We start from the raw sequence: 24,036 nt of genomic DNA on the forward strand, positions 1-24,036 counted from the left end.
CGTCCAAAAAGGACGGGCGGGACGCCCATCCCACAATAACAATTAAAATTGTAAGTTATTTAATTCGCGATCCTTAGATTAAAGAATTTTAATCACGTAAGGTGCACAGTGTGCACCCTACGTTTAGGGGAATTTGTGCGTAAGGTGCACGCTAGGTTTAGGTGGTGATATTGAGTGCGGTAAATTTTTAGGCGATCGAGATTTCAGGCGACAAATAAACATCTTGAATGGCGTGGAACAATTTTACGCCTTCTTCAAAAGGACGCTGAAAAGTTTTGCGGCCGGAAATTAAGCCGCAGCCGCCAGCGCGCTTGTTGATTACCGCCGTGCGAATTGCTTCTGCAAAATCGCTTTTCCCGGAAGCACCGCCGGAGTTAATTAAACCCATCCTTCCCGCATAACAGTTGAGCACTTGATAGCGAGTTAGATCGATCGGGTGATCCGTTGTTAAATCCGAATAAACGCGCTTGTCGGTTTTGCCGTAACTGTGACCGCTAGCTTTAGCAACAGCTTCGTAACCGTTATTGCACTCGGGCAACTTCTGCTTGATAATGTCAGCTTGAATTGTCACTCCCAAGTGATTTGCTTGACCTGTCAAATCAGCCGCAATGTGATAATCTTTGTCTTGTTTAAAGATATCGTTGCGGAGATAGCACCACAGAATTGTCGCCATTCCGTATTCGTGAGCGTGAGCAAAAGCTTGACTGACTTCTTGGATTTGCCGCGTCGATTCCGGGGAACCAAAATAAATTGTTGCTCCGACTGCCGTTGCTCCCAAATTCCAAGCTTGTTCGACAGAAGAAAACATTATTTGGTCGAATTGATTGGGATAAGTCAGCAATTCGTTGTGATTTAGCTTGACAATAAAAGGGATTTTGTGCGCGTATTTACGAGATACGCTTCCCAAAACTCCCAGCGTTGTCGCGACAGCATTGCAGCCTGCAGAGATTGCTAGTTTGATGATGTTTTCGCTGTCAAAATAAATGGGATTTGGTGCAAAAGAAGCGGCCGCCGAGTGTTCGATTCCTTGGTCTACTGGCAGGATGGATAAATAGCCGGTATTCGCCAAGCGTCCGCTAGAATAGAGTTGCTGAAGCGATCGCAAAACTTGAGGAGATCGATCGGTTTGAGCAAAAATGCGATCGACCCAATCAGGGCCAGGCAGGTGCAACAAATCTTTAGAAACTTTTGCTTGATGGGTGAGCAACTCTTCGGCTTCGTCGCCAAGCCAAGACTCGATGGAATTGGGAACTGATAGTGTAGCTGTCATAAAGAATCTCAGTAAGTGCGAAACTCAGTGGCTTTAGCCCTGAGAGGACAATGACACTTCGGCTACGCGAGCGTGGATCACACAAGCGGTTTCAACCGCATTGAATCTTTCTTTACCCATTACCGCCTTGGAGTTGTTCAATTTGGTGTACTTTTGTAATGCACTTTCGATGGGACAATTACCATCTCAAACTTCCCAACCCTGTACGCATAATGGTTCGCTCAATTGAGCCTCCCTTTCGGGGTAATGTTAGCTTGTCGGTCAATGTTTTAAGAGCTTTTTCGACCTGCAACACTGTTTCAGTGACTTTAAAACTGTTTAATTGCTTCGGACAGAGCAAGGAACTAGCTACGCATTCCGGGGTGTCGTGACTCAAAAAACGTAGTCAATTAAGACGCAAGGCCCGTCAGTACAGCTTGCAAGAATTTCTCTTACAAGCTCAATCCCTTTAGGGTTGAGTTACTGACGCAGATTTCCCTCTCAATTTCAATTGCAGGCTGATGATTGCAGACATTAGCCTTGATGATATTCTAACGAAAAAATCATTTTTTCCATCTCCTCAACGATAGACCCAGTTTTTAACAAGTTAGCGACAACAGCAGCTAGGACGCGCTACTCTATAATAAGCTGGCAGTTCAGCCGGATCGGCGCTGCCAGCGATCGCCGCTCGACTCACAACTTTGCCATCACAATGTCAAATACTTACTTCGATTCTGAAAACGCTCACAAATCCTTCGAGATGCCCGGTGCTCGGCCGCATTACAACCCGGATCGCCCCGGTCAAGTAGAGCACATTTTCCTCGACTTAGTGCTGAATATTCCCAAACAAAGCTTTCGGGGCACTTGCAGCATCCGCATCAATCCAGTCCGCAGTGGTATTGACAAATTAACCTTAGATGCGGTAAACCTCAACATTGAATCGGTAAAAGTTGGCGAAACCGAGCAAGATTTCGACAGCGACGGCGAAGTGCTGCAAATTCAACTACACGAACCAACAGAAGCTTACCAACCAATTACTATTGCGATCGAATACTCGGTCGAAAAACCCCAGCGCGGCCTCTATTTCGTCGGCCCGGACAAAAACTATCCAGACAAACCAACACAAGTTTGGACTCAAGGCGAAGACGAAGATTCCCGCTTCTGGTTTCCTTGTTTTGACTATCCCGGACAGTTGGCAACTTCGGAAATCAGAGTGCAAGTTCCGAGACAACTTTTTGCTATTTCCAACGGGGAATTAATTAGTACAAAAAACGAAGGCGACGATAAAATTTATCACTGGTCCCAAACCCAGGTACACCCGACGTACTTAATGACCTTAGCAGTCGGAGATTTTGCCGAAATTAAAGACGAATGGAACGGCAAACCCGTTAATTATTACGTGGAAAGAAGCCGCGAAGCAGACGCTAAGCGCAGCATGGGCAAAACGCCTCAAATGATTGAATTCTTTTCTAAAGCATTTGGCTATCCTTACCCTTTTCCCAAATACGCTCAAGTCTGCGTCGATGATTTTATCTTCGGCGGTATGGAAAATACTTCCACAACTTTGCTGACAGATAGGTGCTTGTTAGACGAACGCGCCGCCCTCGACAATCGCGGTACTGAAAGCTTAGTCGCCCACGAATTAGCTCACCAGTGGTTCGGCGATTTAGTAGTAATTAAACATTGGTCTCACGCTTGGCTGAAAGAAGGCATGGCTTCTTATTCCGAGGTGCTGTGGACTGACAAAGAATATGGCAAAGAAGACGCGGCTTACTATATGTTAAATGAAGCCCGCAATTATTTAGCTGAAGATAGTTCCCGCTACCGCCGCCCGATCGTTACTCACGTTTACCGCGAAGCAATCGAATTGTACGATCGCCATTTGTACGAAAAAGGTGCTTGCGTTTATCACATGATTCGCGCCGAGTTGGGCGACGAATTATTTTACAAAGCAATTCACACTTTTGTGCGGGATAACGCTCACAAAACTGTAGAAACGATCGATTTGCTCAGGGCGATAGAAAAGGCTACCGGTCGCAATCTGATGTTTTTGTTTGACCAGTATGTTTATCGCGGCGGTCATCCAGATTATAAGGTTGCTTATTCCTGGGATGGTGACAGCAAATTAGCAAAAGTTACTGTCACTCAAACTCAGGTAAAAGATAGCAAGAATGGCAACGGCAACAGCAAAGATGTCTTTGACCTAAAAATTCCGATCGGCTTCGGTTACAAGCCGGAAAAAGAAGCAGATGATGACAGTCCGACACCTTCAACCCCGATCCTGAAAACTTTCACAGTCCGAGTGCATGAGCGCGAGCAAAGCTTCTATTTTCCCCTAGAACAGAAGCCTGCATTTATCAGTTTTGATGTCGGCAACAAATACTTAAAAACTGTAGCGTTAGAGTATGGAGTTGCGGAACTAAAAGCTCAGTTGCAGTTCGATCCAGACCCGGTTTCGCGGATTTACGCGGCCCAAGCTTTGGCGAAGAAGGGAGGGCTGGAAGCGGTGAAAACGCTGTCAGAAGTTCTCAAGAAAGAGCCGTTCTGGGCAGTACGGGCAGAAGTTGCCGGTCAGTTAGTTGAAATTAAACTCGACCAAGTTTTTGAAGGTTTAGTAAGTGGTTTAAAAGATAAAGATGCTCGTGTTCGTCGCGCTGTGGTGAATGCGCTGGGTAAAATCCCAACTCACGAAAGTTATAAAGCGCTGAGATCGATCGTCGAAAAAGGGGACGACAGCTATTATGTAGAAGCAGCCGCAGCGACTGCTATTGGCGGAATCTCAGCAGCTAACCCCGACGAAAAACCAACCGACGAACAGGTACTCAAAGAGTTAAAATTGGTGCTCAAAGAGCGTCAGGGGTGGAATGAGGTAGTGCGATCGGGTGCGATATCCGGTTTGGCGCAGATGAAAACTTCTGAAGATGCGCTGAATTTAATATTGAAATACACAGCCGCCGGTACTCCGCAAGCTTTGCGCTTGGCTGCAATTCGCTCTTTGGGCACAATTTCTACTGGTCAAACGAAGGTCAATTTAGAACGGATTTTGCAGCGATTGGCAGAATTATCTAAAGAGACGTTTTTCTTGACTCAAGTCTCTGTAGTAGCGGGATTAGGACAAATGCAAACTCGCAAAGCAATTCGCATTTTGCGTTCTTTAGCTGACCAAACTCCCGATGGCCGCGTCCGCCGCATGGCTGATGAAGCTGTGCAAAGAGTGCAGAAAAATGCTGGTTCTGATGCAGCGGTAAAGCAGTTGCGGGAGGAATTAGATCAGGTGAAAAAGGAGAATCAAGATTTGAGGAGTCGGATGGAAAATTTGGAGGCTAAGGCGAAGAAAGATTAGGTGTAAAACCCCATACCGGCCCAGATAAAGGCAGATATTGGCGATCGGCTTTTATCTGCTTGTCGGTAGAGGATTTCGCGCAGTTATTATAATAATATTATTGTTCAGTGCGAGTGCATGGGAATTTCCTATTTTCCACAGAGGGGAAAAACAAAATATCTTTATTCTCCAGTTTGTTGTCTCAACAGGGGAATTATATAGAATCAGGAGGCAATTTTTATTTTTGAGTTGTCAACTGTTGATGAAGTTGCAGTAGCTTTTTCACCCAAAAATATTGCCAAAATCATGAGTATAAGAACCGCTGTATTGGTAGAGCAATCGGGGGTAATTCCCTATCGTATTCAAGACGGACAAATTGAAGTAATGCTGATTACTTCTTCGGCTAGCAAGCGCTGGGTTATCCCCAAAGGATTAATCGAACCTGACATGACTCCCCAAGATTCCGCCGCCAAGGAAGCTTGGGAAGAAGCAGGTTTGTTGGGTAAAGTGTTCCCGGATTTGCTAGGAACTTACGAGTATCAAAAGTCCGGCTATACTTGTCAGGTAGAAGTATTTTTAATGGAAGTGCAAGCCGTTCTAGAAATTTGGCCTGAAGCTAGCAAGAGAAAGCGGCAGTGGGTAAGTATTCCTAAAGCAATTAAGCGGGTTAATGAACCGGAACTCAAACTCATTTTGGCGGATTTGCCGAATGGGTTCTGGTGAACAATACCCAGATATCCGACTTATTCACAAAGTCGAGTATCTAAGAATTCTCGACAACCTGGAATCGGAAGTGCAGTCAAAGTTCAGCAATGTTAAGATTAAAATGTGCGCGATTCCAGGAGTAACTAACCAGGATTTAAGTCGCCAGACAAGATTCCGCTATACGTTTATCAAGTGGCTTGGCTCATAATGTGCGATCGCGATCGAGTTCAAAAGGAGATAAACTCATGTTTGAGTACAAACTTGTTGGCAGTAAACTCCATGAAGTCATTAACTCATAATTTATGTTATAATTTTATTGCAGCTTCGTTTACCATAATAAATTGCCTTGGATTATAACTTTGATTGGAATCCAGCCAAAGAAAAGCAAAATATTCGCAAGCATCAATTAAATTTTCGTTTGGCATCAACTGTTTTCCGCGATCGTTCTCAATTAACAATATATGATGAAGAACACAGTCAAGATGAAGATAGATGGATTACCATAGGCTTAGATGAAACAGGAACTTTAAGGGTTGTCATCCATACCTTTGAACAAACCGATCGCACCTCCTGTATAATTCGGATCATTTCAGCCCGCAAAGCTAATTTCACTGAAACCCAAGCTTATCAAGAGAGGAAATTATGAAATCAGAGTATGACTTTTCTTCATCAGAGCAAGGCAAGTTTTACCATCCTGATGCTACGTTTCATTATCCCATTTATCTCGAACCAGATGTCGAGGAATTTGTGACTAAAATTGCTGAGCATAAAAAGATTGAGGTTCAAGTTTTGGTCAATGAATGGCTGAGAAATAACATTAAACTAATTCAAAGTATTGAGTAGGTGAGAAACCCGGTTCTTTTTCTCAAGTGCCTTGGCTAATAATGCCCGATCGCGATCGCTCCCAGAAGGAGATAGGATCATGTTTGACTATAAACTTGTAGAAAGTAAACTCCATGAAGTCAATCGATTTTAGATTTTAGATTTTAGATTTTAGATTGAAGCCTTGACCCCACGGATAAATGCGGGGCGCAAGTTTCATCGGATACAGGTTTTTTATTTCTGGACGGATGAATCCGGGGGCTTGTATCCTGGATGCTTTCGGTCATTAACATCGTGAAACCACAACTGTCAGACACTCAAATAGAATTTATGGTTTCAGATATTCAGGGGCGAGTGGAATCTGGCGTTAGAGACTTTGTGCGATATTCTCATTGAAGAAGAAATTCCCCTAAATTTAAAGGCTTATCAACTTTTGCAAGAAGTGGGCAATATCTTGAACATGGAACGGGAAACTTGGGAGATGTTAAAAGTCCAAGTAACTCCTTGAGAATAGAATATGTAGCGGCGATTGCTGCAAATCCCAGAGAAATTGCAGCAAAAAGTCCAGATGCCTTAATACAGATTAAGCGTTAGCTGAGAGGAAAGGAATGCTTTCGGCTAAGTTATCCTTAACTTCAATTCCCTGTTTTCTCGCCCAAAACTGACTCAAAAAGTGAATTTGCCGCAAGCCTACAACTAAATTTAAACCAGGTACAAAAATCCACCAAACTGTTAGCGGTTCTTTGATTCCTTCTTGGCGGTACAATTCATTAACTGTGTTGTAAAGTTTGAACTGCACAATGTAAATCCAAGCAATACCGAGGAGGGAAAACCAACCAAACCATCCGGGAACGTCAGGGTCGAATATTCGCAAAGCTTGGGGGACGGCTACTCCTAAAACAAAGGGAAGCAAGCAAAGAGTTCCCGACCAACCGCTGCCGTTATAGCGACGCAATTCTTCTTGAATAATCCATTTGTACCATCCGTAATATAGCAGCAAGCTGACTCCAGACAGCAAAATTACTCGCCACAAAGAGCGGGGTTTACCTAAAGGTTTGTCGGACATATTTAGATGTAAGATATGAATTGCTATCTTGATTATATTAACATTTGTTAATTATTGCAAAATCATTTCTCGAATCGATCGCGCTGTTGCAGGGGCCAGCAGAACACCGTTGCGATAGTGGCCGCTGGCGATGAGAACATGGTCGTTACCCGGAAGCGTCCCGATAATTGGGGCCGGCCGCCCTTCCGGCCGCGGGCGCAATCCTGACCATTTCCTGATGATTGAGGCGAATGCTAAGGCGGGACAAAGTGATCTCGCCCTCGCCATCACTTGCTCCAACATATCAGCATTCGCCTGAATTTCCCCGCCATTTTCGGAAAACTCCACCGTCGCCCCCACCCAAAATTCCTGATTTCCCAAAGGCACAATGTGAACGTCATCGCAAGTAATTACTGGCCTAAAATCTGGGTTTCCTACAGGATTGGCCGATCGCAAATGCAGGGCTTGTCCCAACACCGGGCGAATGTCAACCAACTGATTTAAAGATGCAGTCACAGCAGCAGAACCCAAACCAGCCGCCACAATTAGTCGATCGAAATTTTCCGCAACAGGCAAGATGCCTGTTCCACAAGACTTATTGACAGCAATGGAAGATGGGAGTTGAATCTGAGACACCTGAGAATCCAACTCAGTAATGCCTTGAACTTCCACTCCAAACTCAAAATTAACTCCTTTGAGTTTAGCAGCATCAACCAAAGCCAAAGTTAGCGCCGTCGGATCGACTTGCCGGTCTTGAGGCGAATAAATCCCAGCAATAATCTTATCATTTAAATAGAGATGAGGGCAGCGAGATCGCACTCGTTCCCGATCCCAAAGTTCCAATTGCCAACCTTGAGAGTCGCGAGTAGCTATCAATTTTTCCCACTTACTTAAATCCTCTCCCTCCGAACAAAGCATTAAAATGCCTTGTTTGTTAAAAGGAATTTTTCGCCCAGTAACTGCTTCCAATTCAGGAATCAAAGTTTCGTAGCGCTGAAGGCTAGTTTCCCTCAACTGCCAATTTCTGCCCTTAGTTTTGTGGCTGATAACTCCCATCAAAACACCGAGTGCAGCGCCAGTAGAACCTTGTGCCGGCGGCTGTTTGTCGAACACAGTAACTTTCAGTTCGGGAAATTGACTTAGTTCAAAGGCGATCGAAGCCCCAACAATACCGCAACCAATAATTGCAACGCGAACCATTCAATTTTAGGTTTTAGATTTTAGATTTTAGATTAACTGCTTCCTAGGTTTTGTCCATATAAACCTTTTTTGGACGGGCAAGATGCCCGTCCCACAAGAAAACTGATTCTTTCTTTGTGGAACAGGCATCTTGCCTGTTCTTGACAATGATACGCCCCACAAGAAAACTGATTCTTTCTTTGTGGAACAGGCATCTTGCCTGTTCTGGATGCCAGATGTGAGTTAAAGCTAATTAAGCTTTAGGAATTAGCTGCAAGAAGGTATCGAAATCATTGACAGCTTTTTGATAGCTGGCCGTGACTTTTGCATAGTCAAGCTCTTTAGCAGCAAGATCAATGTTAACCAAATCGGTAAACAAACTCTTAGTTAAATCAACAGCTTGTTGTTGAGAACTAGGCAACAAACTCGCAGAGACGGTTTTCATGGTGTTCCGCAAGTCGCCTAGAGGCCCGTGAATGTAAGTTCTGGTATCAATCCAATTCCGTTGTTGAATTAGAGTGCCCAATTTATCCATGCGCGATCGGAACTCGGTCAGGGTAGGAACATAGCGCTGAATTTGCTGAGTCTGGGCTGCTGTGTAAGTCGTTGGAACTTTTGCTTCGACACTGCTGCAACTAACCAGAAATGCCATCAAAAACGCCATCATCAAGGCAAAAATTGAACGGGGACGAGTCATATCGATTTTAGATTTTAGATTTTAGATTTCTCGTTCTCAGGCTCTGCCTGCGAATGCAGCTCGGCGAGGAGCTGGTTTACTGACCTAGCACCGAGAGTTATGTACAAAATATTATTTTACCTCCTGGCGGCGCAGAAAAGTTATCAGAGCATCGCCAACTTTTTCTGACCAATGTTCTTGAGGATAATGCCCCGCTTGTTCCAGTGTGACTAACTCTGCATTTTGCAGGGAACCTACTAGCTTTTTAGCAGGTTCAACACTCAGCCAAGGATCTGTCAAACCCCACACAAATAAAGTTGGTCGAGTCCATGCTTTCAAGCCGGATTCAATTTCTGCCATTGACTGCGGCAACTGAATATTGCGGACTGTATTCATTAGCGATCGACCTGCATCCGAACTCTTCAAAAACGGGCGGCGGTAAACATCTAAATCCTTGTCTGATATCGTCTGGCGGCTGCCACCTTCGAGAGTTCTGTCAACCAAAAGCGGGTCTTGCGTCATCATGTCGCCAATAAAAGGCAGCCCCAACTGCTGCATTTTCCAAGGCAATCTTATATTTCCTGAAACTGGTGTATTGATGACGGCTAGACGCTCAATTTTATCGGGATTGCGTAAAGCGTATTGAATGCCGGCTGAAGCTAAAAATCCTTGGACAACGAGGTAAAATCGGTCTAATTCTATAGCTTGAATAAAGCCAGCAAGGGCGTCAACAAAAGCATCGGGAGTGTAGGCAAAGTCGCGCTTGTCTGGTTTTGTCGATCGCCCGTAACCCACCCAATCTGGGGCGATCGATCTAAATCCCTGTGCAGCCAAATCCGGCATCATTACAGTCCAGGTAAAACTCTGGGACGGCAAACCGTGCAGCAGCAGTACGGGCAGTTTACCAGTTTCGTTAACCGGATTTGTTTCCCGATAAAACCATTGCAGCGGGCCTACTTCAACTATTTTCTCATCAATTGACATTATTTTATATCAAATCCGTTAGCATCTGAATAGGAAATTCGAGTTCACTGTTGACTGTTCACTGTTGACTGTTCACTGTTCACTGTCAACCGTCAACCGTCAACCGTCAACCGTCAACATCATTCCGGTGTAACCGGAAATGATATTATTTATCAAACAATAAGGCGGGGATTCCCCGCCCTACTTACCTAATAGTTGGGTTCGCACATAGTACCTTACCCAACTAATTACAGCCGCGCTTAGAAATTCATTTCAGCAGCTTGAACTTTTTCGACCTGTTTCTTCTTGAGAACCAGCATGATTTGAGCCAGCATGGTCAAAGCCACGAAAGCCATCAATCCTTTAACGCGATCGGCACTTTGCAGCACAATCTCCACGTCTTTTTGACCGAAGCCGCCCACATTAGGATTGTTCGTCAAAAGTTCGCCTGCTGCAACTGTTTGTCCTTCGGTAACAATCAGTTCTGGGCCGGCAGGAATCGTATCAACAACCGCTGCACCTTCGGCAGGTTGAATTGTCACTTGATAACCGCCATCTTCCTGTTGAGCAATCTTAGAAACGCTACCAGCTACCGAAGCATTGTAAACAGTATTATTGCTCTTTTCGCCAGTAGGATAAACCTGACCGCGGCCGCGGTTGCCACCAACATAAATTTGGTATTTGCCGTAGTGAACCGACTTGTCAGTTGCCGGATTCGGCGACAAAACTGGGAATACCAATTCTTTGTACTGTTCTCCCGGTACGGGGCCCACTAAAACAATATTTTCTTGGGTTTCGCTGTAAGGTTGGAAGTAAAGATCGCCGACTTTTTCCTTCATTTCTTCGGGAATTCTGTCAGCGGGAGCAATCTTGAAACCTTCGGGCAACATCACAACTGCACCCACATTCAAGCCGCCTTTGCTGCCGTCGCCGACAACTTGCTGCACGCTAGTATCGTAGGGAATCTTGACAATAGCTTCAAACACTGTGTCAGGCAAAACAGATTGCGGTACTTCAACTTCAGTCGGTTTTGCACCGAGGTGACAGTTAGCGCAAACAATGCGACCTGTGGCTTCGCGGGGAGTAGCGGGTGCTGTTTGCTGAGCCCAGAAAGGGTAAGCAAATGCTGCTTGGGGAAGTGCGATGTCGCTGGTGAGGAAAAATCCTGCGGCTACGATCGCAATTAAGGCAGTTTTCGCGATCGTCCTGGCACTGCGGCGAAATATCGCAGATAAATTAGTTTGTGGCATTAGAGTATTCAATCTCAAAGGTCAGACAATTAGTCATTGGTCATTAGTCATTGGTCATTGGTCATTGGTCATTGGTCATTGGTCATTGGTCATTAGTTGCTAGTTGTGCGCGGTGAAAGATTCCCAACTCCGACGTTGTTATCTACTAACTACTGACTGCTGACTAATGACTAATAACTATGACCACCAAGGTGCTTCGCCGGTGCGGAAATCAGTTTCTGTCCAAGTTGTAAAAGCGATCTTGTCATCTGCGACAGTGGCGTGGGCCAGGGCCAGAGACAAAGGCGCTGGACCGCGCACCACTTTGCCCTCATTGTTGTATTGAGAACCGTGGCAAGGACAGATAAACTTGTTTTCGCTAACATTCCAAGGCACGACGCAACCCAAGTGAGTGCAGACTGCATTGATGCCGTAGTCAGCGAGAGATAAGTCTTCTTTCACCACAACATAGGTGGGGTCGCCTTTGAGACCTTGGGCTAAGCTGCGATCGCCCGCAGGGTGCGAAGTCAAATATTCGCTAACGATGATGTCGTTACCCAAAGCATCTTTAGCTGTGACTCCACCGCCAACTGCCCCACTCGACGGAGGAACAAAATATTGGACAACGGGATAGAGTGCGCCCAGTGCCACACCTGTGACTGTACCGAACGTCAGCAAATTCATAAATTGGCGACGCCCCATATCGGGAACATCGGGATTTCCAGCAGAAGATTGAGCCATGACCTGCCTTTACGGTTTTAAGTTACGTTTGTTTGTTAGCTGGAGCGCGAACTTGTACGTGCAGAGGAAGGAGGATAATTGCCGTTAATCTGCTCGCACAAATTTTAGGCCGCGAAAATTCCTTTTAAGAATGCGCCTTCCAGCCTTTATTAGAGTATTATTACATTTTTTGAACTTTGTCTTTTATTGTTTAATGGATTAACTCAGGAGCAACCATGACGGGCAAGGATTTACACCAGCTACTGCTAGAAAAATGGGGAAAGTCTTACGATATCAGATTGCGGCGAACGCGGGGCAAGATTTTTGTGCAAGTTATGTGGAAATATCTAGAACAGGCATCTTTTCCGATGACGGAGGCTGATTATTTCGAGCATTTGGATGCAGTCGCCAATTACCTCAACGGCTGGGGGAGCACAGAACAGGTGAGAGAATACATCCTAACTACTCGCGATCGCCCGCGCTTGGGTAAAGCTGTCAGCGTTCCCCTAGATTTGGGTGAAAGAGCCTCGGAGTGGTTGCTAGACGAGTTTTGAATCAGTCATTAGTCCTCAGTCATTAGTCCTCAGTCATCAGTCCTCAGTCATTAGCCATCAGTCATATCAAATCCAGTTAGATCCGAATGATACCGGAGTGCGAGCCTCCCCGCTTGGCTGCGCCGGGGGAAACCAAAGCGCTACATCCTTTTGATACCGGAGTGCGAGCGTCCCCCCCCGCTTTGAGAAACTAGAGCGATCGTGATCTGTGCTCGCACCAGCTCTTGTGTGGCGGGATTTCCGGCGCGCGCTATGGGCTGTGGGATTTAAATGCTGCAACAGTTTCTGGGGCTTTTTAGGGGCTTTTTTAATTTTGGGCGATCGTCCTTCATGCTTACCAAAATCATCCGAACCAATTTCTGTCAACAATTTCACCTACAATGAGTGTCAGATATCTTGTGAAATTTAGGAGAATGTTGTAATGGGTGTTGCACTGGGAATGGTTGAAGTCTTAGGATTTCCCGCTGCAGTAGAAGTTGCGGACTCAATGGTGAAAGCAGCCCGTGTTACTTTAGTTCGCTATGAGAAAATAACCCGCGCCTACTGGACAATTATAGTGCGAGGAGATGTTTCTGAAGTGCAAGCAGCCGTTGCTGCTGGAATTGAATCAGTTAAAAAGGTCGATGGCGGAAAGTTGCTATCGTATCACATAATTGCTCGTCCCCACGAGAATCTGGATTACATTTTGCCGATCGGCTACACTCCTGAAGTCGAACAGTTCCGAATGTAGTCAAAGTTTTGACAAAACTTTGGTGTTGAATTTTAAGTTTTAGTAATTATAGAGGCGCGGGCGATCGTGTCTCTATATTTTTTTGGCTGCGAGTCGATATATTTTTGTGCTGTGTTTATCTGCGGTATATTTTGCCGAAGCAGCAGGCAGAATAATTTGGAATTCTTAACCGCAGATCAACGCAGATCAACGCAGATAATACAATCAGCCAGTAATCAAATCACTGGCGGTGATTCTGTGAACTCCCTTCAGAATTCCGATGATTTGACCATTCTGAAGAATCTGGGTATCAGAACCATTCAACTGAGAACTTATGTTTGCAAACGGAGCGCGAGAACGTACCAAAAGTTTATCTTCACCTTGTTTGAAGTCAGCAACAATATCTCCCCCAGTCCACCAAAGCCTAAACTTGTCAGCCCCCTTACCACCAATCAGGTAGTCATCGCCACTCATGCCAAACAATAAGTCGTCGCCTGCCCCGCCAATCAGCGTTTCGCTGCCGTCTCCGCCAAGGAGAGTATCGTTGAAGCCAGAACCTATGGCTACTTCGAGGCCGGAGAGCGAATCTATGCCACCCTGCCCGTCGGAAGCCCGACCTAACCCAGACCCGTCGCCGACTGGCCCCAACTGGAGATAGACGCCCGCTCCTCCAAAACTGTAAGATACTGTGTCAATGTCAGCCCCGCCATTAAGGGAGTCATTGCCAGCCCCGCCATCAAGAAAGTCGTTGTTAGCCCCGCCATCAATATAGTCATTGCCGCTGCCACCATAGAGAGTGTCATCGCCATCGTTTTGTCGAGGAGGGCTTACTCGGGGATCGCCATCAAAACCAATGAAACTACTGCCACCATAGAGACTGTCATCGCCATCTTCCCCCGACAGCAAATCGTTCCATACGTTGCCCTCGAGTTTATCGTTCCCAACTCCACCATATAGCAAGTCATTATTATCGCCACCGATAAGAGAGTCATTTCCTTCTCTACCGTAGAGCGTGTCATTATTTAGGTCACCATTCAGAACATCGTTGTCTGTTCCGCCGTCAAGCCAATCTTGACCCCAGCTTCCAATGAGATTGTCATTGCCAGTCTCACCAAAAAGAATGTTAGTAAAGCCGTAGTTATCTACGTAACCATATTGACTTGCACCATACAGTAGGTCATCGCCACTTCCACCATATAACCTGTCACTGCCATTTTGACCGTAAAGAGTGTCATTGCCAGCTCTACCATAGAAGATGTCATTATCACTGATCGAAGATCCCTGGGTGTACCGACCATCATTCATATAGTCGTCAAGCAGATCGTTTCCATCTCCACCATCAAGCGAGTCATTGCCAATTTCCCCAAAGAGCGAGTCATTGCCGCCCAAGCCCAATAGAGTGTCATGGCCAGCTCTACCATAGATGATGTCATCGCCAGCAGTGGAAGCGGGAGGGCCCGAGAAGGTGTCAGCGCCAGTAGTGCCAATTGTTGTTGCCATATATTTAATTTCCGATTGAGATTAAGAAACTGAAACCGTCAAAAAGGTAAAAATTTACAGTGGGGATTTTTCAAATGAACTTACTAAAAAATCCACCCAAAAAACCAACAAGTCTCCTATCTTAGGCAGCCAGGAAACTCAAAAGATATAGCTAGACTTCAGTGAGCCAGGTTGACTCTCTTGCTGAAGTTTTACGTTCTTGTTCAGTAATTTCACTGTGTGGGTATGTTATCTCTAACTCGAATACTAAGGATCAGCTCGTGTCAAATCTTCATGAAAACCTTAAAAACCCACTTATTAAAATAACTTATGATTGCCAGCCCGATCGCCTAAAAAATAGTGTAAATTAAGGCTCAAAACCTTGACCCCAGACACCTAACGCTAAACTTTGCTAATGTGAATTTAATATTTTATATTAAATACTTATCAAACAGACACTAAATCAGCAAAGATTATCATATAAAACAATCAACTTACTCCAATAGCTGAGAAGCTTAGCTTTACACAATGTTTATAACCTTACTTAAGTAAATAGGGAATTCGCCCTCAAAATAGCTGAAGCAATGTTTTTAAGATAAGTTGACAACCATCCCAATCTCGGCTAAAAATAGCAGACAATTTTAAAATTCAGATGTTCGGTAACTTTTGCATTGTCTGCTATTCTTAATTCTCATCGTCCTAAAAGCTTTACCAAACCAACCCCGCCAAAATACAAGCTCAGCACCGCACCTCCTAAAAGACTTTGCGTTAAAGGGTCAGTAGAAGGCGTTAAAACCGCTCCCAAAACTGCCGCTCCCAAGACTACATACCGCCAGCCGGAGAGCATTTGGTTGGAAGAAACTATGCCCAAAACGCCGAGCAATACTTGGACAATCGGGATTTGAAAAGCTAAGCCTGTGCTGAACATTAACAGCAGCACAAATTTAAAGTATTTGTCGATCGACCACAACTGCTCTACAACATCCGCCCCATAGGTGACAAAGAAATTCAGCGCCGCCGGAATCAGAGCGATGTAAGCAAATACTAAACCGCCCAAAAAGAGGAAACTCGAACCGAAAAACACAGGCCCCAGCAACCTGCGTTCTTTCCGAGTCAAACCGGGGAGAACAAACAGCGCTATCTGGTAAAAAATAAACGGAGTGGCGATGAGCAAACCGCTGTATCCGGCTACTTCGATAGAAACAAAGAAATACTCGCCCGGAGCTAGTTGCAGAAACTTGACGGGCCCGGCCGGTACTTCGAGCAGTTGCACGATGGGTTTAACTGTGAAAAAGCAACCGATTACAGCGATTACTACTGCAATTAGCGAGTAGAAAAGTCGCTGCCGCAATTCTTCTAAATGGTCGAATAAAGACATTTCAACTTCGTCGGGAAGTTCGTCTAGAAATTCGTTTTCTAAGTTGCGAGAACCCATCGCACCGCCGGCGATTGGTGCAATGCTGTTTTCCTGGCTAATTGCTTCGAGATTGTTGTCGGAACCTTGTTCGGATGTCTCCAAGTTTGAGGGAGCAGTCATAGGGAATGGGTAAGTGGTAAGGGGTAATTGAGAAGAGGGAATGGGTAATTGAAAATTGGTAATTGGTAATTGGAAATTGAGAATAGTTATTTCATATTTGCTCCGACTTCCTTCTTCATTCTTCATTCTGGCTTCAGCAGCAGAAGGAACGATCGATAATTAATCCGTGTAGCGGTGTCAAAATCCGTGTCCTGCCTTCATTATTCAATCACGATCGCAATTTTGCCGATCGCGCGGCCCGTTTCGCTGTAAGCGTGGGCTGCTGCTACTTCTTGTAAGCTGTAAGTGCGATCGACAATCGGCTCAACTTTATCGGATTCTATTAACTCCCGCAAAGCCTCTAAATCGCTGGGGTTGGCATTGGCTAGAATGAATTTAGCTTTTTTACCCGATATAAACCAGCTCGTTAACATCGGTGCGAGGTTCTCGAAACTTGGCAAAGTCGATATATAAATTCCCTCTGCTTGCAGCACTTTTTCGCATTCAGCAAATGTTCTTGTCCCGACAGCATCCAAGATTATATCATATTTATCGGTTTGTTGAGTAAAGTCAATTTCTGCGTAATCCAGGACAAAATCGGCTCCCAAACTCTTGACAAATTCTCTATTTTTAGCGCTGCAAACTCCCGTTACTTCCGCGTTCATTGCTTTCGCAACTTGCACGGCAAAAGTGCCAACTCCGCCGGAAGCGCCGTTAATCAATACTTTGTTTCCTGCTTTAATTTGACCCAAATCCCTGAGCGATTGCAAAGCAGTTAAACCTGCGATCGGTACTCCTGCTGCTTCTGCATGAGTGATGTTTTTCGGTTTAAAGGCGGCATCCGATTCTGGCACGGCCGCATATTCGGCGCAAGCACCCCCATTGATGGGATTTAAGAAAGTATAAATTTCATCTCCGGGTTGAAATTTGGTGACTTCCCGGCCGACTTCCACGACAACTCCCGATATGTCTGAACCGACTATTCGAGGAAAGTTAAATCCTGTTAATAGTTGCAGGTGTCCTTGCCGGATTTTCCAGTCTACGGGATTGACGCTGCTAGCGCGAACTCGCACTAACAATTCGTTGGATTTGGCGATCGGCTTGGACAATTCTCGGTACTGCAATTCTTCGGCTGAACCGTAGCGATCGAACGCAACTGCTTTCATGGCAAATTTTCCGGTTTATTTCCAATAGAACACTCAATCCTTTACAATTACAGCACATTCGATCTAAATGTGACACAGTAAATTGAGCCAGCCTTGTAGCAGCGGGCGATCGACTCTTGGAGGCCTCCAGACAGGACGCAGGCGTGAGGCAATGGGTTCGCTGGCAAGCGTGCGATGGCTAGCGATTAAAATTAATAGGGACGGGGCGGGCGATCCCATAACCCTGAGCATAATCTACTCCAATCTCTCGCAATTTTTCTAAGATAGTCTCGTCTTCGACAAACTCAGCTATAGTTTCAAGATCCATCGCATGGGCAATACGATTAAAGCCTTCAACCAGCGCTTGAGAAATCAAATTATGACTAATATTCTTGACAAAAGCACCATCTATTTTTAGATAATCAACTGGTAAATTTATCAGATACGCAAACGAACTCAACCCACTGCCAAAATCATCTAAAGCAAAGCAACAGCCAATTTTTTTGAGTTCGCCCATGAAATATCGGGCTTGCTCAAAGTTTGCGATCGCTGCCGTTTCCGTGATTTCAAAACCAATGGTCTCTGGGGGGATTTTGTAGCGAGAAAATTGTTCTATTAAAAACCTCATAAACTGATTGTTACTAATGCTAGCCCCCGAAAGATTTATCGTGTATAAGCCTTGACTAATAATATCTTTCTCCGGTAATTTGTGATAGTTAGAAAAAAAAGTTTCGATTACCCAACAATCGATCTCAGTTATCAATCCGTAACGCTCGGCGGCGGGAATAAACTGAGCTGGAGATACTATTTGTCCATTTTCGTCCAGCATTCTAATCAAAATCTCATAATGCTCAACTAATGGTTTAGAAGTAATAGAGACAATTTTTTGGTAGTAGAGACAAAAACGATTGGTTTCCAGCGCCCGGGTGATTTTGGAAATCAACTGCCTCTCACCACGTTGTTTAATTAGTTCGCTATCATCTAGACTATAAATATGAACACAGTTGCGGCCTCTGGCTTTGGCGGCATAACAAGCTGCATCAGCAGCTCCCAGAAGCTCCATCAAATTTTGGCTGGTTTGGTCAATAGCAACAACTCCAATGCTGACTCCGATGATAAAGGTTTTGCCATTCCAAATAAACCGAAACTGATGCACTAAGTCTTTGAGGTTTTCCGCAATTTGAGTTGCTTGAGAGAGCGAACATTGATTGAGCAAAATACCAAATTCATCACCTCCCAAGCGAGCCAGCATATCATTAGCACGGACTCCCTGTTGAATAAGTGCGGTGATTTGGCGCAGTAGTTCATCGCCAGCAATATGACCTACGGTATCGTTAACGACTTTGAACTGATCTAAATCTAAATAACAGAGAGCGTGCCGGTGATTGCTATCTTTAACAGAGGCGATCGCATCAACTAGGTGCTGCTCAAATCTTCGACGGTTGATTAACCCCGTCAGGGCATCGTGATTGGCTTCCCAAGAGAGTTTATGGGTGAGATAGCGCGATTCCGTAACATCATGAAAGACCATGACTGCCCCGATAATTTGACCTTGGCGGTCTCGAATCGGTGCTGCCGAGTCAGCAATGGGATACTCGGTTCCATCCTGGGAAATCAGAATAGTATTGTTAGCTAAGGTCACAATTCGCTCTTCTAATAGAGCCTTGTTTATAGGATTCTCTACTGTCTCTCGCGTCACTTGATCGACAATTAGGAAGACTGTAGAGAAAGGAACTCCTTGAACCTCATCAGCCCTCCAGCCTGTCAGCCGCTCAGCTATAGGATTGAAATATCTCACATTACCTTGGGCATCAGTAGTAATGACCGCATCGCCAATGGATTGCAGTGTCACTTGAGCCAATTCCTTTTCGGCAAAGAGAGACTCTTCGAGACGTTGCCGTTCTTCAATTTCTATCAAGAGACGTAAATTCTGCTTTTGGAGTTTTTGTTGCAGCCTTCCAATAGTTAGGTGGGTTTCGACACGAGCTAATACTTCTTCGACTTGAAATGGCTTAGCAATATAATCTACCCCTCCCGCAGCCAGCCCTTGCACCTTATTAAAAGTTTCATTGAGCGCACTCAAAAAAATTATTGGAATCTCTGCAGTGCGCTCGTCAGATTTTAATTGTCGGCAAACTTCATAACCATCAATATCAGGCAATTTAATGTCTAGTAAGATTAACTCCGTCGATGGCGATTGGGCAGCTCTGATCGCCATTGCCCCTGTTATAGCACTGCGAACTTTATAACCCTCTGCCCTCAAAGTATCCCTGAGCAGACGCAGGTTATCAGGCAGATCGTCAACAATTAAAATATTGCCTCGGTAGTTTGTAGCTCGATCGCTAACCCTATCCCTAGTTCTATCGACAATCATACTGATTTCCCTAGTTTCCTGCTAGAGGAATATAAGCCTATGCACCAATAGTATAGTTGAATTATGTTGAATTATTAGGTTATAAAGGTCACTTTAGGCAGAAAGAAGTCCTGCGAGCCGAGATATGGCGCTGGCAACGGGGCGCAGCCCTACAAAATCTGCATTGTTCGGCTAGGGGCAGTCCCCTCGTGGTTGCCCTTCTTCGCTTCGCGTAACATCAGAAGAACATGGTTTTAACCCAAGCAGGCGATTTATGAACAAGCGCATTTCTCACATGGCAAGCCTACTCGTCATTGCAATTGGATGTCTCGTGCTGCTGGGTTGGCAATTTGACATCTCCCTACTCAAAAGTGGTTTTCCCGGTATGACTTCGACCATGAAAGCAAACACGGCAATTTGCTTTTTGCTGGCTGGAGTGTCTTTGAGATTGTTGCAGTACCAAAGAACCCGACTGCACAATCGCATCGCTCAAGGGATGGCAGGATTGATAATCATCATGGGTCTGCTGACGCTGAGCCAGTATATTTTTGGTTGGAAGCTGGGTATTGATGAGTGGCTTTTCCGAGATTTCGTCTCTTCAGCGACTCCTTATCCGGGAAGAATGGGAGTAAATACTGCCCTAAATTTTGTGCTGATGGGACTAGCACTGTTACTGTTAGGGCAAAATTCCCAAGGAATGACTTGGTTGGCTCAGATTTGTAGTAGTGTTGCAGCTTTAATTTCTCTACTAGCTTTATTTGGACACCTATTCAATGTCGATATTCTTGAACGGTTGGGCACAATTACGACGACTCCCTCCCTAAACGCGATCGTCACCTTTTTCATCCTCTATGCAGGAATTTTATGGCTCCGCCCCAAGGAAGGATTAATGCAAGTAGTAACCAGTCCCCTAGTTGGCGGAGTAATGGTTCGGTGGTTGCTGCCTTGGGGGACAATCTTTCCAGTGACAGTGAACTGGTTGACTCTTCAGGGACAAAATTTAGGCTGGTTTAACGTTAATTTTGGCTATACATTGCGTTCAACTGTTATGGTTGTCACGTTCTCAATTCTCATCTTGGCGACGGCTCGCTCTTTAAACCAGATAGATTACCAGCGCCAACAAGCGGAAAAAGAAATTAAAAAACTTAACGAAACTTTAGAAAATCTTGTGGGTGAACGAACAGATGCTTTACAAAAATCGCAGGCTCGTTTTGCGGGAATTCTAGAAATCGCCAATGATGCAATTATTTCAGTCGATCGCACTCAACGCATTACCCTGTTTAATAAAGGGGCAGAAAAGATGTTTGGCTATAAAATTGAGGATATTTTAGGGGAGCCACTGAATTTACTGCTGCCAGAACAGTTTAGAGATGCACACCCGCAGCATATCAAACAATTTGCACAGTCTTCTACCAGAGCGCGAAGGATGGGAGAACGAAGCGAGATTTTGGGTCGTCGTCAAGATGGAACGCAGTTTTCGGCTGAAGCCTCTATTTCTAAGCTGGAAATGAGAGACGAAACGGTATTTACTGTTATTATGCGCGATATTAGCGATCGCCAAAAAATTGAGATGGCTTTACGAAACAGTGAAGAGCAGTTTCGCCATGCGTTTGAAGATGCCTCTATCGGAATGGCGATCGTTTCACTTGATGGGCACTGGATTAAAGTCAATCCTGCCTTATGTCAGATTCTTGGCTACTCCTCAGAAGAGTTGTTAGCGTTAACTTTCCAAGACCTTACCCATCCTGACGATTTAGACTCGGATCTTAGTTATGCAAATCAACTATTAGCAGGAACAATTTCAACTTACCAACTGGAAAAACGGTATTACCATAAACAAGGACATATAATTTGGATTCTTCTTGATGGCTCGCTAGTACAAGATGGACAGGGAAATCCACTGCATTTTATTGCTCAAATCCAAGACATTACGGCTCGGAAAGAAGCTCAAAAAACGCTAGAGCTTCAAAGCGTTATCATGAATAACATGGCAGGAGGAGTGTGTTTAATCAAAGCCTCAGACCTCATGATAGTCTATACCAATCCTACCTTTGACGCTATGTTTGGCTACACAGAGGGCGAACTCGCAGGTCAATCCGTTGGTATCTTAAATTATGTCGATACAAAGGTTACACCAGATGTAACCGTTCTAGATATCGTAACTCAAATTGAACAGACCGGGGAAGCGAAATATGAAGTCCACAATAGAAAGAAAGATGGAACTCTCTTTTGGTGCAGAGTTAATACATCCATGTTTGAGCATCCTGAATACGGAACTGTATATGTTGCCGTTCAGGAGGACGCAACAGAGCTAAAACTGGCTGAGCAAGCCTTGCAAGCTACCACAAATCGCCTCAACTTTCTTCTAAACTACAGCCCCGTGGTCATTTTTAGCAGTAAACCTGCTGGCGATTATGGAGCAACTTTCATCAGCGAAAATATCAAAGATGTATTGGGCTACGAAAGCAGGGAGTTTTTAGAAGATTCTAAATTTTGGGTGAATCACTTACACCCAGATGATGTAGAACCAGTGGTTAATGGGTTAGCAAATCTATTCGTTAATGATTTTTACTTCCACGAATACCGTTTGAGTCGCTCCGATGGGGTTTATCGCTGGATGCTCGCTCAGCTTAGGCTAATTCGAGATAATTCAGGTACACCAGTAGAAATCTTGGGATATTTAATTGACATTAGCGATCGCAAACAAGCTGAGTTGGAATTTCAGCAGGCAAATGAAGCAAACCAAGCCAAGACTGTCTTCCTCGCCAATATGAGCCACGAACTCCGCACCCCCCTCAACTCAATTTTGGGATTCACGCAATTGATGAGCTATGATAGAAATCTGACTCCTTCTCTCCAAGAACGTTTACAGATTGTCAATCGTAGCGGTAGACATTTATTGGACTTGATTAACGATATTTTAGATTTATCCAAAATAGAGAGCGGACGGATGACCCTCAATCCTTCTGAGTTTGATTTGACAAGTTTGCTGACTTCTATTGAAGAAATGTTCCAAGTTAAAGTCCAATCTAAAGAATTGCAACTCATTTTCGAGCTAGCTCCCGACATTCCTCAATTTGTGCATAGCGACGAGAAAAAACTATATCAAGTCTTGGTCAATCTGCTCAGTAATGCGATTAAGTTTACCAACCAAGGAAGCGTCACCCTACGGGTAAGAGCAGCACAAAGAGACAAAACATCCTGTCACCTATGTTTTGAAGTTGAGGATACAGGCGTGGGAATTGCGCCCACAGAAATTGATAGCCTATTTAAGGTATTTGTGCAAGCCGAAGCCGGGAAGAATTTGAGTCAAGGCAGTGGGCTTGGTTTAGCGATAAGTCAAAAACTCGTCAAACTCATGGGCGGTCAAATTCGGGTTAAAAGCACTTTGAACCAAGGTAGCACTTTTTCTTTTGAGATTGGTGTACAGTTACCTCAAGCAGAATCCTTACCCCCAGAATTAATTAATCAAAGAGTAATTGGTTTAGCTCCCGGACAACCGACTTACCGCATTCTTATTGTTGAAGATTTAGAAGAAAATCGCCGCTTGTTAGTCGAGCTGCTTACCTCGGTTGGTTTTGAGGTGAGAGAAGCAAAACAGGGAGTGGAGGCGCTCTCACTGTGCGAGACTTGGCTGCCGCACCTGATTCTGATGGATCTACGAATGCCGATCGTCGATGGCTACACAGCTACTAAATATATTAGAGAACGCCCTAAGAGCCAAGAAACTCTCATTATTGCTTTAACTGCCAGTGTTTTGGAAGAAGATCGAGAGAAAGTTCTTATGGCTGGCTTTAACGACTTTATAAGCAAGCCCTTTCAGCAGAGAGACATCTTTGACAAACTAGCTAAATATTTGGGACTGCAATATATCTACGAAGTCGTAGAACAAACTCCACAAAAACAATTAGTTGAAACGGTGTCTATTGAATATCTATCCATGATGCCCCCTCAGTGGTTAGAACAAATGTATCAAGCCGCTTACTATCTCGATACGGAAGTTATGAACGAATTAATTTTACAAATTCCCGAATCCAAATCAAGTTTGTCCAAAGCACTAACGGATTATATCAATAATTTTAATTCTGACCGAATTATGGAGTTAATTCGACCTCTGCTGCCGAATCCACTGTAGTTATCGAGTTTAAGGACAAAGAAGCTAGAGTGCTTTCAGCAGTGGCTATATTTCCAATAGAAACAAACCGGGGAAAGGATCTGGAAGTTTTTGGAGATGTCTATTGCAGATATCCATCAGCATGAGGAAATGGCATACACATTAGATGGAATGTGCTGTAAGTAGGTAGGTGTAAAAAAACCAAAGTATGTTAAGATAAGTAAAAAGTCGAATTAAATTTACAAAATAAACAAAT

At 44.6% G+C, this 24,036-nt stretch carries 20 protein-coding genes; 8 read left to right on the top strand and 12 right to left on the bottom strand.

What is annotated here, in order from left to right; all coding sequences use genetic code 11:
• Positions 1–187: 187 nt before the first annotated feature.
• Positions 188–1,270 (bottom strand): class I fructose-bisphosphate aldolase, encoded by a 1,083-nt coding sequence (locus tag QUB10_RS29565; RefSeq protein WP_333206770.1) that lies wholly within the window; start codon positions 1,268–1,270, stop codon positions 188–190.
• 691 nt (positions 1,271–1,961) lie between these two features.
• On the opposite strand from QUB10_RS29565, the gene QUB10_RS29570 reads away from it, so the two are divergent.
• From QUB10_RS29570 to QUB10_RS29590, 5 genes are all read left to right on the top strand, one after another.
• Entirely contained in the window at positions 1,962–4,592 is a 2,631-nt protein-coding gene (locus QUB10_RS29570; protein WP_333206771.1) for a M1 family metallopeptidase, read from the top strand.
• Positions 4,593–4,877: 285 nt separating this feature from the next.
• Complete coding sequence (locus QUB10_RS29575) at positions 4,878–5,294, top strand: NUDIX hydrolase (RefSeq protein WP_333206772.1); 417 nt, start codon at positions 4,878–4,880, stop codon at positions 5,292–5,294.
• 328 nt (positions 5,295–5,622) lie between these two features.
• Positions 5,623–5,922 (top strand): BrnT family toxin, encoded by a 300-nt coding sequence (locus tag QUB10_RS29580; RefSeq protein WP_333206773.1) that lies wholly within the window; start codon positions 5,623–5,625, stop codon positions 5,920–5,922.
• A complete protein-coding gene (locus QUB10_RS29585; protein ID WP_333144455.1) occupies positions 5,919–6,119 on the top strand; it encodes a hypothetical protein in 201 nt (66 codons plus the stop codon). Before QUB10_RS29580 ends, QUB10_RS29585 begins: the two co-directional genes overlap by 4 nt.
• 340 nt (positions 6,120–6,459) lie before the next feature.
• Positions 6,460–6,606 carry a hypothetical protein gene (locus QUB10_RS29590; protein WP_333206786.1) on the top strand — a complete coding sequence of 49 codons (147 nt, stop codon included), beginning with the start codon at positions 6,460–6,462 and terminating at the stop codon, positions 6,604–6,606.
• A gap of 75 nt (positions 6,607–6,681) precedes the next feature.
• Here the strand turns inward: QUB10_RS29590 and QUB10_RS29595 are convergent, their stop codons facing one another.
• The 6 genes from QUB10_RS29595 to petC form a co-directional block, all read right to left on the bottom strand.
• Positions 6,682–7,164 (bottom strand): hypothetical protein, encoded by a 483-nt coding sequence (locus tag QUB10_RS29595; RefSeq protein ID WP_006631243.1) that lies wholly within the window; start codon positions 7,162–7,164, stop codon positions 6,682–6,684.
• A gap of 51 nt (positions 7,165–7,215) precedes the next feature.
• Entirely contained in the window at positions 7,216–8,343 is a 1,128-nt protein-coding gene (locus QUB10_RS29600) for an FAD-dependent oxidoreductase (RefSeq protein ID WP_333206774.1), read from the bottom strand.
• A 232-nt stretch (positions 8,344–8,575) separates the two neighbouring features.
• Complete coding sequence (psbQ, locus tag QUB10_RS29605) at positions 8,576–9,019, bottom strand: photosystem II protein PsbQ (RefSeq protein ID WP_333206775.1); 444 nt, start codon at positions 9,017–9,019, stop codon at positions 8,576–8,578.
• A gap of 111 nt (positions 9,020–9,130) precedes the next feature.
• Positions 9,131–9,982, bottom strand: a complete 852-nt coding sequence (locus QUB10_RS29610; protein ID WP_333206776.1) for an alpha/beta fold hydrolase — start codon at positions 9,980–9,982, stop codon at positions 9,131–9,133.
• Positions 9,983–10,221: 239 nt separating this feature from the next.
• Positions 10,222–11,211 carry a cytochrome f gene (gene petA, locus QUB10_RS29615; RefSeq protein ID WP_333206777.1) on the bottom strand — a complete coding sequence of 330 codons (990 nt, stop codon included), beginning with the start codon at positions 11,209–11,211 and terminating at the stop codon, positions 10,222–10,224.
• A gap of 177 nt (positions 11,212–11,388) precedes the next feature.
• Positions 11,389–11,931, bottom strand: a complete 543-nt coding sequence (gene petC / locus QUB10_RS29620; RefSeq protein WP_333206778.1) for a cytochrome b6-f complex iron-sulfur subunit — start codon at positions 11,929–11,931, stop codon at positions 11,389–11,391.
• Between the two features lie 215 nt (positions 11,932–12,146).
• On the opposite strand from petC, the gene QUB10_RS29625 reads away from it, so the two are divergent.
• Positions 12,147–12,464: a DUF3067 family protein gene (locus QUB10_RS29625; protein WP_333206779.1), complete on the top strand. Its 318-nt coding sequence runs from the start codon at positions 12,147–12,149 to the stop codon at positions 12,462–12,464.
• 66 nt (positions 12,465–12,530) lie between these two features.
• Here the strand turns inward: QUB10_RS29625 and QUB10_RS29630 are convergent, their stop codons facing one another.
• Complete coding sequence (locus tag QUB10_RS29630; protein ID WP_333206780.1) at positions 12,531–12,830, bottom strand: hypothetical protein; 300 nt, start codon at positions 12,828–12,830, stop codon at positions 12,531–12,533.
• Positions 12,831–12,885: 55 nt separating this feature from the next.
• Here QUB10_RS29630 and QUB10_RS29635 point away from each other — a divergent pair, with 55 nt between their 5' ends.
• On the top strand, positions 12,886–13,194 hold the full coding sequence (locus tag QUB10_RS29635) for a carbon dioxide-concentrating mechanism protein CcmK (protein ID WP_333044070.1): 309 nt from the start codon (positions 12,886–12,888) through the stop codon (positions 13,192–13,194).
• Positions 13,195–13,398: 204 nt separating this feature from the next.
• Here QUB10_RS29635 and QUB10_RS29640 read toward each other — a convergent pair whose 3' ends face one another.
• The 4 genes from QUB10_RS29640 to QUB10_RS29655 form a co-directional block, all read right to left on the bottom strand.
• Positions 13,399–14,673, bottom strand: coding sequence for a calcium-binding protein (locus QUB10_RS29640; RefSeq protein WP_333206781.1), 1,275 nt, complete (start codon positions 14,671–14,673; stop codon positions 13,399–13,401).
• Positions 14,674–15,343: 670 nt separating this feature from the next.
• Positions 15,344–16,189 carry a twin-arginine translocase subunit TatC gene (gene tatC, locus QUB10_RS29645; RefSeq protein ID WP_333206782.1) on the bottom strand — a complete coding sequence of 282 codons (846 nt, stop codon included), beginning with the start codon at positions 16,187–16,189 and terminating at the stop codon, positions 15,344–15,346.
• Between the two features lie 200 nt (positions 16,190–16,389).
• The gene (locus QUB10_RS29650; protein WP_333206783.1) at positions 16,390–17,334 is read right to left on the bottom strand and encodes an NAD(P)-dependent alcohol dehydrogenase; all 945 of its coding nucleotides are present in this window, start codon (positions 17,332–17,334) and stop codon (positions 16,390–16,392) included.
• 178 nt (positions 17,335–17,512) lie between these two features.
• Positions 17,513–19,687: an EAL domain-containing protein gene (locus QUB10_RS29655; protein ID WP_333206784.1), complete on the bottom strand. Its 2,175-nt coding sequence runs from the start codon at positions 19,685–19,687 to the stop codon at positions 17,513–17,515.
• Between the two features lie 253 nt (positions 19,688–19,940).
• On the opposite strand from QUB10_RS29655, the gene QUB10_RS29660 reads away from it, so the two are divergent.
• Positions 19,941–23,801: a PAS domain S-box protein gene (locus QUB10_RS29660; protein ID WP_333206785.1), complete on the top strand. Its 3,861-nt coding sequence runs from the start codon at positions 19,941–19,943 to the stop codon at positions 23,799–23,801.
• The last annotated feature ends 235 nt before the right edge of the window (positions 23,802–24,036 follow it).

This window comes from Microcoleus sp. B5-D4 (genome assembly GCF_036705145.1).
GTDB lineage: Bacteria > Cyanobacteriota > Cyanobacteriia > Cyanobacteriales > Microcoleaceae > Microcoleus.

Coding starts and splice junctions, on each gene's coding strand:
- QUB10_RS29565 (WP_333206770.1), bottom strand. CDS start 1,270: ATGACAGCTACACTATCAGTTCCCAATTCCATCGAGTCTTGGCTTGGC.
- QUB10_RS29570 (WP_333206771.1), top strand. CDS start 1,962: ATGTCAAATACTTACTTCGATTCTGAAAACGCTCACAAATCCTTCGAG.
- QUB10_RS29575 (WP_333206772.1), top strand. CDS start 4,878: ATGAGTATAAGAACCGCTGTATTGGTAGAGCAATCGGGGGTAATTCCC.
- QUB10_RS29585 (WP_333144455.1), top strand. CDS start 5,919: ATGAAATCAGAGTATGACTTTTCTTCATCAGAGCAAGGCAAGTTTTAC.
- QUB10_RS29595 (WP_006631243.1), bottom strand. CDS start 7,164: ATGTCCGACAAACCTTTAGGTAAACCCCGCTCTTTGTGGCGAGTAATT.
- QUB10_RS29600 (WP_333206774.1), bottom strand. CDS start 8,343: ATGGTTCGCGTTGCAATTATTGGTTGCGGTATTGTTGGGGCTTCGATC.
- psbQ (WP_333206775.1), bottom strand. CDS start 9,019: ATGACTCGTCCCCGTTCAATTTTTGCCTTGATGATGGCGTTTTTGATG.
- QUB10_RS29610 (WP_333206776.1), bottom strand. CDS start 9,982: ATGTCAATTGATGAGAAAATAGTTGAAGTAGGCCCGCTGCAATGGTTT.
- petA (WP_333206777.1), bottom strand. CDS start 11,211: ATGCCACAAACTAATTTATCTGCGATATTTCGCCGCAGTGCCAGGACG.
- petC (WP_333206778.1), bottom strand. CDS start 11,931: ATGGCTCAATCTTCTGCTGGAAATCCCGATGTTCCCGATATGGGGCGT.
- QUB10_RS29625 (WP_333206779.1), top strand. CDS start 12,147: ATGACGGGCAAGGATTTACACCAGCTACTGCTAGAAAAATGGGGAAAG.
- QUB10_RS29635 (WP_333044070.1), top strand. CDS start 12,886: ATGGGTGTTGCACTGGGAATGGTTGAAGTCTTAGGATTTCCCGCTGCA.
- QUB10_RS29640 (WP_333206781.1), bottom strand. CDS start 14,673: ATGGCAACAACAATTGGCACTACTGGCGCTGACACCTTCTCGGGCCCT.
- tatC (WP_333206782.1), bottom strand. CDS start 16,189: ATGACTGCTCCCTCAAACTTGGAGACATCCGAACAAGGTTCCGACAAC.
- QUB10_RS29650 (WP_333206783.1), bottom strand. CDS start 17,334: ATGAAAGCAGTTGCGTTCGATCGCTACGGTTCAGCCGAAGAATTGCAG.
- QUB10_RS29655 (WP_333206784.1), bottom strand. CDS start 19,687: ATGATTGTCGATAGAACTAGGGATAGGGTTAGCGATCGAGCTACAAAC.
- QUB10_RS29660 (WP_333206785.1), top strand. CDS start 19,941: ATGAACAAGCGCATTTCTCACATGGCAAGCCTACTCGTCATTGCAATT.